This is a genomic window from Comamonas aquatilis, assembly GCF_965139575.1.
Classification (GTDB): domain Bacteria; phylum Pseudomonadota; class Gammaproteobacteria; order Burkholderiales; family Burkholderiaceae_C; genus Comamonas; species Comamonas aquatilis.
In genome coordinates this window covers 203,494-217,527 of the sequence record NZ_CBCSIW010000004.1, presented here as the reverse complement: position 1 = coordinate 217,527, position 14,034 = coordinate 203,494, and the positions used below count along the sequence as shown (strand labels likewise).

Below are 14,034 nucleotides of genomic sequence, written 5' to 3'. Positions count from 1 at the left end.
TTGCGACCTGCACCAGCCTATCATCTGGATGCGGCGCGCAGACGAAAAAATACCAGAATCCCGGGCATGAAAAAAGCCGGTTGACTTACGTCAACCGGCTTTTGGCTGCTATTGAAAGTTTTTAACTTTTCAAGGCCGCTGAAACATCAGGTCGGCCCTTGGCACAGCCCTTAACCCAACCACTTGCGCGCGTTGCGCCACACGCGCAGCCATGGGCTGAATTCGGATTTGTCACCCGAAGTCCAGCTCATCTGCACGTTGCGGAATACGCGCTCGGGGTGGGGCATCATGGCCGTGAAGCGGCCGTCGGCCGTGGTCACAGCCGTCAAGCCGCCGGCAGAGCCGTTGGGGTTGAACGGGTACTGCTCGGTAGGCTGACCGAAGTTGTCCACATAGCGCATGGCGCCAATCACCTGATCCGGGTTGCCACGGAACTTGAAGTTGGCATAGCCCTCACCGTGAGCCACGGCGATGGGCAGACGCGAACCTGCCATGCCTTGCAGGAACAGGCTGGGCGATTCCAGCACTTCCACCATGGACAGACGCGCTTCAAAGCGGTTGCTCTGGTTTTGCGTGAAGCGCGGCCAGTCCTGGGCACCGGGAATGATATCGGCCAGTTCGGCAAACATCTGGCAGCCGTTGCACACGCCCAGACCGAAGGTATCCTCGCGGCCGAAGAAGGCCTGGAACTGCTCGGACAGGCGATCGTTGAAGGTGATGGAGCGCGCCCAGCCAATGCCGGCACCCAGGGTGTCGCCGTAGCTGAAGCCACCGCAGGCCACCACGCCGGCAAAGTTCTTGAGCTGTGCACGGCCCGACTGCAGATCGGTCATGTGCACGTCCACTGCATCAAAGCCGGCTTCGGTGAAGGCGTAGGCCATTTCCACATGGGAGTTCACGCCCTGCTCGCGCAGCACGGCCACGCGGGGCTTGGCAGCCACGTTGATGAAGGGCGCGGCCACATTCTCTTGCGGATCGAAGGTCAGCTGCACGTGCATGCCGGGGTCGTTCGCCACGCCAGCGGCGGCGTGCTCGCTGTCGGCACAGACCGGGTTGTCGCGCTGCTGGGCAATCTTCCAGCTCACGGCATCCCAGACCTGGTGCAGATCGCTCAATGTGGCGCCAAACACCTTCTTGGCATCGCGCCAGACCTGCAGCTCGCCCTTGCCCATTTCCACGGGCGAGGATGCGGGGCGTGTCTTGCCCACGATATGGCTGCAAGTGGCCAGGCCGTGCTCACGCAGGGTCTGCAGCACTTCGGCGCGGTCGGCCGTCTTGATCTGCAGCACGGCGCCCAACTCTTCGTTGAACAGTGCGCGCAGCGTCAGATCCTCGCGGCGACCGGAGACCTGGTTGCCCCAGTTCTTACCTTCTCCGCTGTCCATGCGGCTGTCGGAGATGCCGTCGCCTTCGGTGATCAGCATGTCCACATTCAAGTTCACGCCCACATGCCCAGCAAAAGCCATTTCGGCCACGGTGGCCAGCAGACCGCCGTCACCCTTGTCGTGGTAGGCCAGGATCTGGCCCTTGGCGCGCAGTGCATTCACTGCGTCCACCATGGCGATCAGGTCCTTGGGCTGATCCAGATCCGGCGTTTCGTTGCCGGACTGATTGAGCACCTGACCAATGATGGAGCCGCCCATGCGCATCTTGCCGTGCGACAGGTCGATCAGCACCAGAGTGGTGTCTTCTTCCGTGGCGTCGAGCTGAGGCGTCAGCGTGGTGCGCACATCGTCAATCGACGCAAAGCCGGTGATGATCAGACTGACGGGAGAAGTCACCTTCTTGGTCACGCCGTTCTCGGCCCACTGCGTGCGCATGGACAGGCTGTCCTTGCCCACGGGAATCGAGATGTTCAGCGCCGGGCACAGCTCCATGCCCACGGCCTTGACGGTGGCGTACAGATCGGCGTCTTCACCGGCTTCGCCGCAAGCGGCCATCCAGTTGGCCGACATCTTGACCTTGGACAGCTCGATAGGCGCGGCCAGCATATTGGTGATGGCTTCGGCCACGGCCATGCGGCCGGAAGCCGGCGCGTTGATGGCCGCCAGCGGCGTGCGCTCGCCCATGGCCATGGCTTCGCCCTTGAAGCCCTGGTAGTCGGCCAGCGTCACGGCCACGTCGGCCACAGGCACTTGCCATGGGCCGACCATCTGGTCGCGGTGGGTCAGACCGCCCACGGCGCGGTCGCCGATGGTGATCAGGAAACGCTTGGAAGCCACGGTGGGATGGGCCAGCACCTCGATCACGGCCTTTTCCAGCGGCACGCCGGTCAGGTCGATGGCGGGCAGCTCGCGCACCACGGTGCTCACGTCCTTGGTCATCTTGGGCGGCTTACCCAGCAGCACTTCCATGGGCATGTCCACGGGGAACTTCTGGTCACCGGACTCGACAGCCGTATCTTCCAGCACCAGTTGACGCTCTTCGGTGGCGACACCGATCACGGCAAACGGGCAGCGCTCACGCTCGCAGAAAGCGGTGAACTGGGCCAGCGACTCAGGGGCAATGGCCATCACGTAACGCTCTTGCGATTCGTTGGACCAGATTTCCTTGGGTGCCAGGCCCGACTCTTCGAGGTTGACCTTGCGCAGATCAAAGCGCGCGCCGCGGCCGGCATCGTTGGTCAGCTCGGGGAAGGCATTGGACAGACCGCCGGCACCCACATCGTGAATCGCCAGAATCGGGTTGGCCGCGCCTTGCTGCCAGCAGTGGTTGATGACTTCCTGCGCACGGCGTTCAATTTCGGGGTTGCCGCGCTGCACCGAATCGAAGTCCAGTTCCGCTGCATTGGTGCCCGAAGCCATGGAGCTGGCTGCACCGCCGCCCATGCCGATGCGCATGCCGGGGCCGCCCAGCTGGATCAGCAGCGTGCCGGCAGGGAACAGAATCTTTTGGGTCTGTTCGGAATCGATCACGCCCAGACCGCCGGCGATCATGATGGGCTTGTGGTAGCCGCGGGTGATATCGCCCACTTGCTGCTCGTATTCGCGGAAATAGCCGGTCAGGCTGGGACGGCCGAATTCGTTGTTGAAGGCCGCGCCACCCAGCGGGCCTTCGATCATGATCTGCAGCGGGCTGGCAATGTGCTCGGGCTTGCCCACTTCGCTGCCCCAGAGCTTGGAGACCGTAAAGCCGGTCAGGCCGGCCTTGGGCTTGGAGCCGCGGCCGGTGGCTCCTTCGTCACGGATTTCGCCGCCGTTGCCGGTCGATGCACCGGGGAAGGGCGAAATGGCCGTGGGGTGGTTATGCGTTTCCACCTTCATCAGCACATGGTTGATGGCGCTTTGCTTTTGATAGCTAGGAGCGCTTGTACCCTCTTCGCCAGCGGTCGATTTGCCTTCAAATCGGGCGATGAAGCGCTCGACCTGATGGCCTTCCATGATGGAAGCGTTGTCCGAATACGCCACCACCGTGTGCTGGGGCGAGACCGCTTCGGTGTTGCGGATCATGCCGAACAGCGATTTTTCCTGGGCCACGCCATCGATGGTGAAGTTGGCGTTGAAAATCTTGTGGCGGCAATGCTCAGAGTTCGCCTGGGCGAACATCATCAGCTCCACATCGGTGGGGTTGCGCTTCAAGCCCTTGAAAGCGTTTTCCAGGTACTCGATTTCGTCTTGCGCCAGCGCCAGACCCCATTGCTTGTTGGCTTTTTCCAGCGCTGCGGCGCCGCCGCCCAGCACGTCCACAAACTCCATGGGAGCGGCTTGCAGGGCGGAGAACAGCTTTTCCGCTTCGGCGCGGGTGGCGAAGACCGATTCCGTCATGCGGTCATGCAGCAAGGCGGCGATCTGGGCGGTTTGCTCGGCCGACAGCTCGGGGGCGTTGCCCAGAACATTGTCCAGCAGGCCGCTCTTGAGGCTGACGCGGTACTCGGTGATGCGCTCCACGCGGAACACGTTCAGGCCGCAGTTGCGAGCGATGTCGGTGGCCTTGGACGCCCAAGGCGAGATCGTGCCCAGGCGGGGGGTGACGATGAAAGCCGCACCTTCCGCCGAGCCGACAAAGGGGTCGCCATAAGTCAAGAGCGCCGCGAGGCGCTCTTGCAGCTCGGGCGCAGGAGCGTCGGCTGATTCTGTAGCCACCAGATGCACAAAGCGCGCGCAAACGCCTGTGATTTTGGGGTGGATGGCGACCAGGTCGGTCAAAAGCTGTTGGGCGCGGAACGAGCTCAGGGCGTTTCCACCCTCAAACTGTGTCAGATGCAAGGTCACTTGGCGGCCTGTTTATGTGAAGGCTGGTGAAAGCGCCCCCGCTTTGCTCATGAAGAGGACAAAGCCAAGGCACTGTATCGGTGAGCCTCACATTTTACCGTCCCTCGGGCTAACCCCAGGCTCTCACATCCACAAGCCCTGCATGTTGCAGGCTGCAATGGGATAATTCCGGCCATGAGCATCACCTTGAAGACCCCCGAAGACATCGAGCGCATGCGCGTGGCAGGCCGCTTTGCTTCGGATGTGCTGGACTACATCACCCCTCACATCAAGCCCGGCATCACCACGCAGCAGATCGACGACCTGTGCGCCGAACGCATGGCCCAGCAAGGCACCAAGACCGCCTGCCTGGGTTACCAGCCGCCGGGCATGACGCCTTTCCCGGCCTATGTCTGCACCTCGGTCAACCATGTGGTCTGCCACGGCATTCCCAACGACAAGCCTTTGAAGAAGGGCGATATCGTCAATGTGGACGTGACCATCATCACCGACGACGGCTGGTTTGGCGACAACAGCCGCATGTTCATCATCGGCGAGGCCTCGATTGCCGCCAAGCGCCTGTGCCAGCTGACGTTTGAAGCCATGTGGAAGGGCGTGCAGCAGGTCAAGGCCGGCGCCACCCTGGGCGATGTCGGCCATGCCATCCAGACGTATGCCGAAGGCCACAACCTGTCCGTGGTGCGCGAGTACTGCGGCCACGGCATCGGCAAGGTGTTTCACGATGAGCCCCAGGTGCTGCACTACGGCCGCCCCGGCGAAGGCGTGCGACTGGAAGAAGGCATGGTCTTCACCATCGAACCCATGCTCAATCTGGGCAAGCGCGACATCAAGGCCATGCCCGACGGCTGGACCGTGGTCACCAAGGACCGCAGCCTGACCGCCCAATGGGAGCTGATGCTGGCCGTCACCAAGACTGGCTATGACGTGCTGACCTGGTCGGACGGCTCGCCCACGCCGCCGGACTTCATCACCGCCATCCGCACCTGAAGCCTGCTTGCAAGCAAGAACACATGCCGCACCTCCCCAAGGGAGTGCGGCATGTTTTTTGCATGGCTTTGGTGAATTCATCGGCACGGTTTCTAATGGGCGAGCACTGCATCGCTGGCCTGCACAATAGACGCTGCCTGCCTATGCCTTGTTGAACCGAATCCCCTGCTGCGCATGACCTCCCCTGCTTCCCACCCGACTCTTTCCCCTGACGAGCCTTCGCTGGAGCAGCTGCGCGAGCGCTATCGCGAAGACAAGGCCAGACAGATTGCACTGCTCAAGAACTCCGCGCTGGGCCGGCGCAGCGTGCGCGGGGTCTTGCACCATTTCAGTGAATTGGCCGACGGCCTGCTGCGCAAACTTTGGCAACGGGCCGATATTCCGGCGCAGGCCGCGCTGGTGGCGGTCGGTGGTTTTGGCCGTGCCCAGCTGTTTCCCTATTCGGATATCGATGTGCTGGTGCTGTTGCCCACCGAGCTGCAGCAGAGCGGAAACGAAGCGCTGACGCAGCGCATGGAGCAATTCATCAGCAGTTGCTGGGATGCGGGACTGGAGATCGGCTCCAGCGTGCGCAGCATAGAAGAGTGCTTGCAGGACGCCGCCGAGGATTTGACGCTGCAGACCGCCATGCTGGAATCGCGCCGCATCTGCGGCAATGCAGCGCTTTTTGACGACTACCAGAGCCGGTACCGGGCCCAGCTGGACCCTCAGGCCTTTGTGGAGAGCAAGCTGCTGGAGATGCGCCAGCGCCATGCCAAGCATGATTTCACGCCCTATGCGCTGGAGCCCAACTGCAAGGAATCGCCCGGCGGTCTGCGCGATCTGCACACCATGCTGTGGCTGGCCAAGGGCGCGGGCTTTGGCAACAGCTGGCGCGAACTGGCGGAAAAAGGCCTGATCACGCCGTTCGAAGAGCAGCAGCTCGATGCCAATGAAGCCCTGCTCAGCCTGATCCGTGCCCGCCTGCACGCCGTAGCGGGCCGCCACGAGGACCGGCTGGTGTTCGACTTGCAGACCACCGTGGCCGAGGCTTTTGGCTATAGCTCCACCACGCCCGAAGGCAAAAAGCTGGCCATGCGCGCCAGCGAGACGCTGATGCGCCACTACTACTGGGCGGCCAAGGCCGTGACCCAGCTGTGCCAAATTGTGCGCATGAGCATAGAGGAGCGACTCAACCCCAGCTCCTACGAGCCGATTGCCCTGAACGAGCGCTTTTACGAGAAGGCCGGCACCATCGAAGTCGCCAGCGACGATCTGTATGAACGCGAGCCGCATGCCATTCTTGAGACTTTTCTCATGTATGAGCACAACGAGGGCTTCACCGGACTGTCCTCGCGCACGCTGCGGGCGCTGTATGGCACGCGCGACCTGATGGATGCGGCCTTCAGGCGCGATCCGGTCAACCGCGCCACCTTCATGAAGATCTTGCAGCAGCCGCGCGGCATCACCCATGCCATGCGGCTGATGAACCAGACTTCGGTGCTGGGCCGCTATCTCTGGCCGTTTCGCCGCATCGTGGGCCAGATGCAACACGACCTGTTTCACGTCTACACGGTGGATCAGCACATTCTCATGGTGCTGCGCAATGTGAGGCGCTTTTTCATGGCCGAACATGCGCACGAGTATCCGTTTTGCTCCCAGCTGGCCGGCGGCTGGGACAAGCCCTGGATTCTGTATGTAGCCGCCCTGTTTCACGATATCGGCAAGGGCCGGGGTGGCGACCATTCCGTCATCGGCGCCGTCGAAGTCAAGCGTTTTTGCCGCGCCCATGGCATTGCCAAGGCCGATGCCGAGCTGATCGAATTTCTGGTGCGCGAGCATCTGACCATGAGCCAGGTGGCACAAAAACAGGACTTGTCCGATCCCGAAGTCATCAAGGCCTTTGCCGAACGCGTGGGCAATGAACGCCATCTCACGGCGCTGTACCTGCTGACCGTGGCCGATATCCGCGGCACCAGCCCCAAGGTCTGGAGCGCCTGGAAGGGCAAGCTGCTGGAGGACACCTACCGCCTGACGCTGCGCGTGCTGGGCGGCCGCGCACCCGATGCCGCCGCCGAAATTGAAGCCCGCAAGCGCGAGGCCCTGGTGCAGCTGGCGCTGTCGGCCCAGCCTTTCGAGTCGCATAAAAAACTCTGGGAAACGCTGGACGTGAGCTACTTCATGCGCCACGAGGCAGCCGATATTGCCTGGCACACCCGCCATATCTCGCGCCATGTGGGCTCGGACAAGCCCGTGGTGCGTGCCCGCCGCTCGCTGGCCGGCGAAGGCCTGCAGGTACTGGTCTATGCGCCAGACCAGGCCGATCTGTTTGCCCGCATCTGCGGCTATTTCGACCGCGCGGGCTTTTCCATTCTCGATGCCCGCGTGCACACGGCCCACAACGGCTACGCCCTCGACACCTTCCAGGTGATTGCCCCGGCCATGCAGGAGCAGTACCGCGAGCTGATGCACATGATAGAGAGCGACCTGGCGCAGACGCTGGTACGCGGCGGGCCGCTGCCCGAGCCTTCGCGCCGGCGCATTTCACGCCGGGTCAAGAGCTTTCCTTTCGCGCCACGCGTGCTGCTGCGCCCCGACGAAAAAGCCCAGCACTGGCTGCTGGCCATCTCGGCATCGGACCGCGCGGGTCTGCTCTACATCATCGCCCGCATCCTGGCCCAGCACGGGCTGAGTGTGCAGCTGGCCAAGATCAGCACCCTGGGCGAGCGCGTGGAAGATACCTTCCTGATCGAAGGTGCCGAGCTGCAGGACAACCAGCAGCAGCTGCGCATAGAAACCGAGCTACTCAAAGCGCTGTCCCTCAACGCCTGAGAATTTTCATAGCAGCAAGCGCTTTACTAATAAGCGCTGCACCTTGATTTGATCCAAAAAAAGCCGCTACCCCATCAAGGATAGCGGCCCAATACACGGCAGGGCCTGCACCCTGCCGCGCGCACTTTCTCGTCAACTCAGTGTCCGTGTGCAGCCACGGGAAGAATCGGCACTTCCTTGCCATCCTTGTCATAGACCTTGCCGCCTTCCACGCGGTCGCCGTCGGCCAGCGCATCCAGCACAGTCTTGCTCAAGGCACGGCCATAGCCGGCTTCAAACACGGAGGGCTGATCGGAATTGCCCCGCTTGAAGTGGTTGAAGACCAGATTCAAGGTAACGGCCACCAGCGCTGTGGCACTGATACCGGAGTGGAAAATCGTGGCAAACCATTCGGGGAACTGGTCATAGAACTTGGGTGCAACCACCGGCAGCAGGCCTGCGCCTACCGAGGTAGCCACAATGATCAGGTTCATGTTGTTGGTGTATTCCACCTTGGCCAGGGTACGGATGCCGCTGGCAGCCACGGTGCCGAACAACACCAGACCGGCACCGCCGAGCACCGAGGGCGGAACACAGGCCACGATGCGGCCCATGATGGGCAGCACGCCAAACACGATCAGGATCAGGCCGCTGAATGCCACGACATAGCGGCTCTTGATGCCCGTCACCGCCACCAGCCCCACGTTCTGGGCAAAAGCGCTCTGGGTGAAACCACCAAAGATGGGGGCCACGATGCTGGAGAGCATATCGGCACGCAGGCCGTCACCGAGGCGGCGACCGTCCACAGGGCTGCCCACAATCTCGCCCACCGCGAGCACATCAGCAGAGGTTTCGACCAGGATGACCAAAATCACGATGAACATGGAAATGGTGGCCGCCATGTTGAAAGTGGGCCAACCAAAATGCAGGGGCGCTGGCATGGCCATGACCGGGCCGTTGAACACCTGGGAAAAGTCGGCCTTGCCCATGATGACCGCCGCAGCCGTGCCCACCAAAATCGCCACCAGAATCGAGAGACGCGACAGCGTGGCGCTGCCGAGTTTGCTGAACAGCAGCACCATGAACAGCGACAGTCCTGCCAAGCCTACGTTGCCCATGCTGCCGTAATCGGGCGCAGAGGCATTGCCTCCCATGGCCCAATGCGCCGCTACAGGCATCAAAGACATGCCGATCACGGTGATCACGCAGCCGTTGACCAGGGGCGGAAAGTATTTGGTGATGCGCGAAAACACGGGGGCTATGACCAACCCCAGCACCGAGGCATACATCACCGCGCCCAGGACGCCGCTGATACCGCCACCGGTATGCAAAATGCTCACCATGGTGGCAACGCCGGCAAACGACACGCCTTGCACCAGGGGCAGGCGGCAGCCAAAAAACGGCAGGCCCAGAGTCTGCAGCAAGGTGGCCACGCCGCCCATGAACAGACAGGCCGTGACCAGCAAACCGGCATCGGCGGCCGACATGCCCGCAGCCTCGGCCACGATCAGCGGCACGGCGACGATGCCGCCGTACATGGTCAGAACATGCTGCAAGCCATACATCAGGTTGGCTGCAACACCCAGGTTTTCGTCCTCTGGCCTTGGCACGCTTTGGCCTTGCGACGATCCGGTGTGATCGCTCATCGTTGTCTCCTTGTCCTTCTAACGCTCTGAAGGGCTCTTAAGGCCCTCTATTCCACTTCCCGCTGTGCACACTGCGCGCATCACGGCCACCTGGAACGATTTCAAGAAATCGCGCGGATGCCATCGCCATACCGATGACCTCAATGCTGCCTAGCAATGTACGTGCATTGCGCGTCAAAATTGTCTACAGTTTTGTATACAAAGAGCTGACAGGAACGGAGAATCAAGGGAAAATACCTAGCTAAATCAAGGATTTCGCTACGCGCTCAGGCTATTGAGGCCATGTGGATGGTGTTAGGTGCGCGGACAGCCGTGAAGCGCGCAAGACGGCAGTCCTCCCATAGAACCAGCCAAGCGCAGGAGCCGCGTTGCACGGCTCCAGGAAACGGTCTCTATATATAGAGCAGCCTGCGCTGGCTGCTCTCTAGAGAGTCCGGACCGGCGAGAGATTTCAATCTTCCTCGGCGGCATTGACCCCGGGAAAAAGCACCTCGGTAAATCCGAACTGGCTGAAGTCCCTCATCCGCATGGGATACAGCTTGCCCCAAAGGTGATCGCACTCATGCTGCACCACACGCGCATGAAAGCCGTCTACCGTCCGATCAATGGGGTCGCCATAAACATCAAAGCCGGTATAGCGGATCCGGTTCCAGCGCGGCACCTTGCCACGCATGCCGGGCACCGACAAGCAGCCTTCCCAATCGAGCTGCTCCTCGTCGCCCAGCGGCGTAATGACGGGATTGATCAGCACCGTGCGAGGCACGACCGGGGCATCGGGATAGCGGGGGTTGGCCTGCCCCGAGCCGAACACCACCATTTGCAGATCCACGCCAATCTGGGGCGCCGCCAGCCCTGCTCCGTTCGCGGCATGCATGGTGTCCAGCAAATCCGTGAGCAGCAGATGCAGGGCATCGCTATCAAATTCGGTAACCGGCTCAGCGATGCGCAGCAAACGTGCATCACCCATTTTCAAGATGGCTCTAACAGTCATGTTCTTTATTTCTTCAGGAAGCGAATTGCTTGACGCTGATCGCCCCCAGGCAAGCAGGTCTCATATATAAAGCATAGCGCGCTACGCATGCTGCAGGCGGGCTGCCCAAAAAAGCATCACCTCAGCCTGAGTCACAAAAAATTCATCATTTCCGCAGGAAATTCTCACGAACTTCTTTAGGGCCTCATTTTCCAGCCTATAATCGAGGTCTTCATTCCTCAATAGCTCAGTTGGTAGAGCGCCGGACTGTTAATCCGTAGGTCCCTGGTTCGAGCCCAGGTTGAGGAGCCAAACTAAAAAGCCTGTATGCATGCATACAGGCTTTTTTCTTTTGGGCATCTCATCCAAAGATCAGGCCGCCCGCACCATGCCAACCGAGCCACCCGAAGGACTGGGCGCCGGCTCCATAGCCACCGGCTTGGGTGTCACGGCTCCATGCACCGCACGGCGGTGCATGAATTCAGGGACATGCTGCTCCCCTCGCTCCCAGGCCATCAGCTCATCTTCCAGACGAGCAGCACGCTCGGCATACATTTCTGCCGACGACTGGTAGTACTCTGCGGCAATCGAATGCTCGAGCATGGCCATGCGCGCTTCCTGCAGATAGGCTCGCATGCGACGGATGTAACGCGGCTCGGCAAGGCTTCGACCAAAGATCCTGCTGAAAAACATCGTTCATCCTCCTTAGCCAGAGGGCGAAGCGCACGGATTGCCTTCGTCCCGTCCGTCACGGTTTGAGATTAAACGAGCAGACCATGAAGCTCTGTCCCATGAAAAGAGTTCAACACGTAGGAGTCCGACCTACTCAGATCAGCCGCACAATGACTCAAAGTTCAAATTGACTTCGCATTGATCGATTGGCACATTTTCGTACATGTCTCACTCACTTCCCTGGCTGCAGCCGGAACAAGATTTCCCCCCAGTCGAAAGCACCTGGGGCGAGCAAGACCCCATTCCCGGCCTGCTGGCTGCGGGCGGCACACTGGATGCCTCAAGGCTGCGCGCAGCCTATGGTCAAGGCATATTTCCCTGGTTCAGCGATGGACAGCCCGTGCTGTGGTGGTCGCCCAATCCGCGCATGGTTCTGGCGACCCAGCAATTTCGCCTACACCGCAGCCTGCGCAAAACCTTGCAGAGCTTCCGCCACTCCGCACACTGCGAAATCCGCATAGACAGCGCTTTTGCCACGGTGATGCAGCACTGCGCCCAAACACCGCGCGCGGGACAAAACGGCACCTGGATTGTGCAAAGCATTGTGGATGCCTACACGGAGCTGCACCAGCAAGGTGCCGCCCACAGCGTGGAAACCTGGGTCGACGGAGAACTGGTCGGCGGCCTGTATTGCGTGGCCCTGGGTCGGGCCGTCTTTGGCGAATCCATGTTTGCCCTGGCCTCGGATGCTTCAAAAATCGCCTTGTCGGCACTGGTTGCGCTGTGCCGAGCCCAGGGCGCACCGCAAATCGATTGCCAGCAGGCCACCGCCCACCTGTCATTCATGGGCGCCAGAGAAATTCCCCGCGCCCAATTTCTGAAGACGGTAAGCGAGCAGCGCGAGCAACCCGATATGCAGTGGAAATTCGCCCCCGTATACTGGGATCAACTACTTTCGGACAGCCCCTGACCAGGGATAGCCTCTGGCCGCCGCCTGACCATGACGCATCCAAATGATCTGCCCCTGCACGCTCTGCAGTTCTACGCCACTGCAGCCTACCCTTGCAGCTATCTGCCGGGGCGACTGGCCCGCTCCCAAGTGGCAACGCCCAGCCATCTGATTCAGAACACTGCTTATTCCGAGCTGGTGAGCCTGGGCTTCAGGCGTAGCGGCATGTTCACCTACAGGCCCTATTGCGATGGCTGCCAGGCCTGTGTGCCCCTGCGCATACGCGTTCAGGAGTTTGTGCCCAGCCGCAGCCAGCGACGGGCAACAAAGCTGCATGGAAACCTGATCACCTCCATTCAGCGCCTGCATTACTCGGACGAGCATTACCAGCTTTATCTGCGCTATCAGCAGCACCGCCATAGCGGTGGCGGCATGGACCATGACAGCGTGGATCAATACACCCAGTTTCTGCTGCAAAGCCGCGTCAACTCGCGACTGCTGGAATTTCGCGAACCGACCACAGATGGCAGCACTGGCGCACTGAAGATGATCTCGATTCTGGATGTGCTGGAAGACGGCCTGTCTGCCGTCTATACCTTTTACGATCCGGACGATCATGCCAGCTACGGCACCTTCAATGTGCTGTGGCAGATCGATCAGGCCCGCGCCATGAATCTACCCTATGTGTATCTGGGCTACTGGATTCGCGAAAGCCCCAAGATGAACTACAAGGCCAAGTTTCTGCCGCACGAAGTGCGCATTCACGAGAAATGGGAACGAGTGGATCGCTGAACTTGCCGCTCACCGCACACAAAGGCAAAACAACGCTGCTTTGAGCTCGCATCTATACGGAGATAGCATGGTCGCGCGCGGTTTGGACCGCTAGAATGCCTCATTCCGAAATGCATCTCCACGGTATGAAAAAAGAAGATCTGTCGACTTCCGCCAAGCCCAGCGTTCAGGTTCTGGAACGCATGTTCACGTTGATCGACGTGTTGGCCTCGCGTGAGGAAGCGGTATCTCTGAAGGAGATCAGCGAACGCACGGGCCTGCACCCCTCCACCACGCACCGCATTCTCAATGATCTGGCCATGGGCCGGTTTGTGGACCGCCCCGAGTCGGGCAGTTACCGCCTGGGTATGCGTTTTCTGGAGCTGGGCAATCTGGTCAAGGCCCGCCTGAATGTGCGCGAAGTAGCCCTGACACCCATGCGTCAGCTGTACAAGCAGATCCAGCAGCCCATCAGCCTCTCGGTGCGCCAGGGCGATGAGATTGTATATGTGGAGCGCGCCTACAGCGAACGCTCCGGCATGCAGGTGGTGCGAGCCATTGGCGGCCATGCGCCGCTGCACCTGACCTCCAACGGCAAGCTGTTCCTGGCTGCCGATGATTCACAGCAAGTGCGCGCTTACGCCACACGCACCGGCCTGCCCGGCAAAACCCATTTCAGCATCACCCAGCTCAACAGCCTCGAGCATGAACTGGAAAAAGTGCGCCAATACGGTATAGCCCGCGATAACGAAGAGCTGGAGCTGGGCGTGCGCTGTATGGCTGCAGGCATTTATGACGACCAGAGCAAGCTGATTGCCGGCCTGTCCATCTCCGCGCCAGCAGACCGCTTGGATGAAGCCTGGGCTCCCAGACTGCAAGCCACCGTACAGGAAATTTCCCTGTCACTGGGCTTTAGCGGCACCCACCCAGCCGCACAGACCAGCGGCGCTTACGTACGCCACCCCTGATGAAACCACTCACAGCAACACAAGAGAGCAGCCCGATGGCTGCTCTTTTTTTGGCCGGTTTACCTGCCCT

The 14,034-nt window shown here is 60.8% G+C and carries 9 protein-coding genes and 1 tRNA gene; 6 read left to right on the top strand and 4 right to left on the bottom strand.

The genetic code is table 11. The features are described from left to right. Positions 1 to 170: 170 nt before the first annotated feature. A complete protein-coding gene (purL, locus tag ACNAZA_RS07880; RefSeq protein WP_415795951.1) occupies positions 171 to 4,211 on the bottom strand; it encodes a phosphoribosylformylglycinamidine synthase in 4,041 nt (1,346 codons plus the stop codon). A 174-nt stretch (positions 4,212 to 4,385) separates the two neighbouring features. Here purL and map point away from each other — a divergent pair, with 174 nt between their 5' ends. Both map and ACNAZA_RS07870 read left to right on the top strand, forming a co-directional pair. Beyond that, a complete protein-coding gene (gene map, locus ACNAZA_RS07875) occupies positions 4,386 to 5,198 on the top strand; it encodes a type I methionyl aminopeptidase (protein WP_415795950.1) in 813 nt (270 codons plus the stop codon). Between the two features lie 174 nt (positions 5,199 to 5,372). Continuing rightward, complete coding sequence (locus ACNAZA_RS07870) at positions 5,373 to 8,009, top strand: [protein-PII] uridylyltransferase (RefSeq protein WP_415795948.1); 2,637 nt, start codon at positions 5,373 to 5,375, stop codon at positions 8,007 to 8,009. A 137-nt stretch (positions 8,010 to 8,146) separates the two neighbouring features. Here ACNAZA_RS07870 and ACNAZA_RS07865 read toward each other — a convergent pair whose 3' ends face one another. Next, complete coding sequence (locus tag ACNAZA_RS07865; protein WP_415795947.1) at positions 8,147 to 9,634, bottom strand: nucleobase:cation symporter-2 family protein; 1,488 nt, start codon at positions 9,632 to 9,634, stop codon at positions 8,147 to 8,149. 451 nt (positions 9,635 to 10,085) lie between these two features. Further along, positions 10,086 to 10,625, bottom strand: a complete 540-nt coding sequence (gene def, locus ACNAZA_RS07860; protein WP_415795946.1) for a peptide deformylase — start codon at positions 10,623 to 10,625, stop codon at positions 10,086 to 10,088. Positions 10,626 to 10,840: 215 nt separating this feature from the next. Between def and ACNAZA_RS07855 the strand changes: the two genes are divergently transcribed. After that, positions 10,841 to 10,916, top strand: a tRNA-Asn gene (locus ACNAZA_RS07855). A 60-nt stretch (positions 10,917 to 10,976) separates the two neighbouring features. Here ACNAZA_RS07855 and ACNAZA_RS07850 read toward each other — a convergent pair. Next, on the bottom strand, positions 10,977 to 11,297 hold the full coding sequence (locus ACNAZA_RS07850) for a hypothetical protein (RefSeq protein ID WP_415795945.1): 321 nt from the start codon (positions 11,295 to 11,297) through the stop codon (positions 10,977 to 10,979). Positions 11,298 to 11,499: 202 nt separating this feature from the next. On the opposite strand from ACNAZA_RS07850, the gene aat reads away from it, so the two are divergent. The 3 genes from aat (at position 11,500) to ACNAZA_RS07835 (ending at position 13,964) form a co-directional block, all read left to right on the top strand. Further along, the gene (gene aat, locus ACNAZA_RS07845) at positions 11,500 to 12,246 is read left to right on the top strand and encodes a leucyl/phenylalanyl-tRNA--protein transferase (protein WP_415795944.1); all 747 of its coding nucleotides are present in this window, start codon (positions 11,500 to 11,502) and stop codon (positions 12,244 to 12,246) included. Positions 12,247 to 12,276: 30 nt separating this feature from the next. Further along, the gene (locus ACNAZA_RS07840; protein ID WP_415795943.1) at positions 12,277 to 13,017 is read left to right on the top strand and encodes an arginyltransferase; all 741 of its coding nucleotides are present in this window, start codon (positions 12,277 to 12,279) and stop codon (positions 13,015 to 13,017) included. Between the two features lie 125 nt (positions 13,018 to 13,142). Next, positions 13,143 to 13,964, top strand: coding sequence for an IclR family transcriptional regulator (locus ACNAZA_RS07835; protein WP_415795942.1), 822 nt, complete (start codon positions 13,143 to 13,145; stop codon positions 13,962 to 13,964). Positions 13,965 to 14,034: the final 70 nt, after the last annotated feature.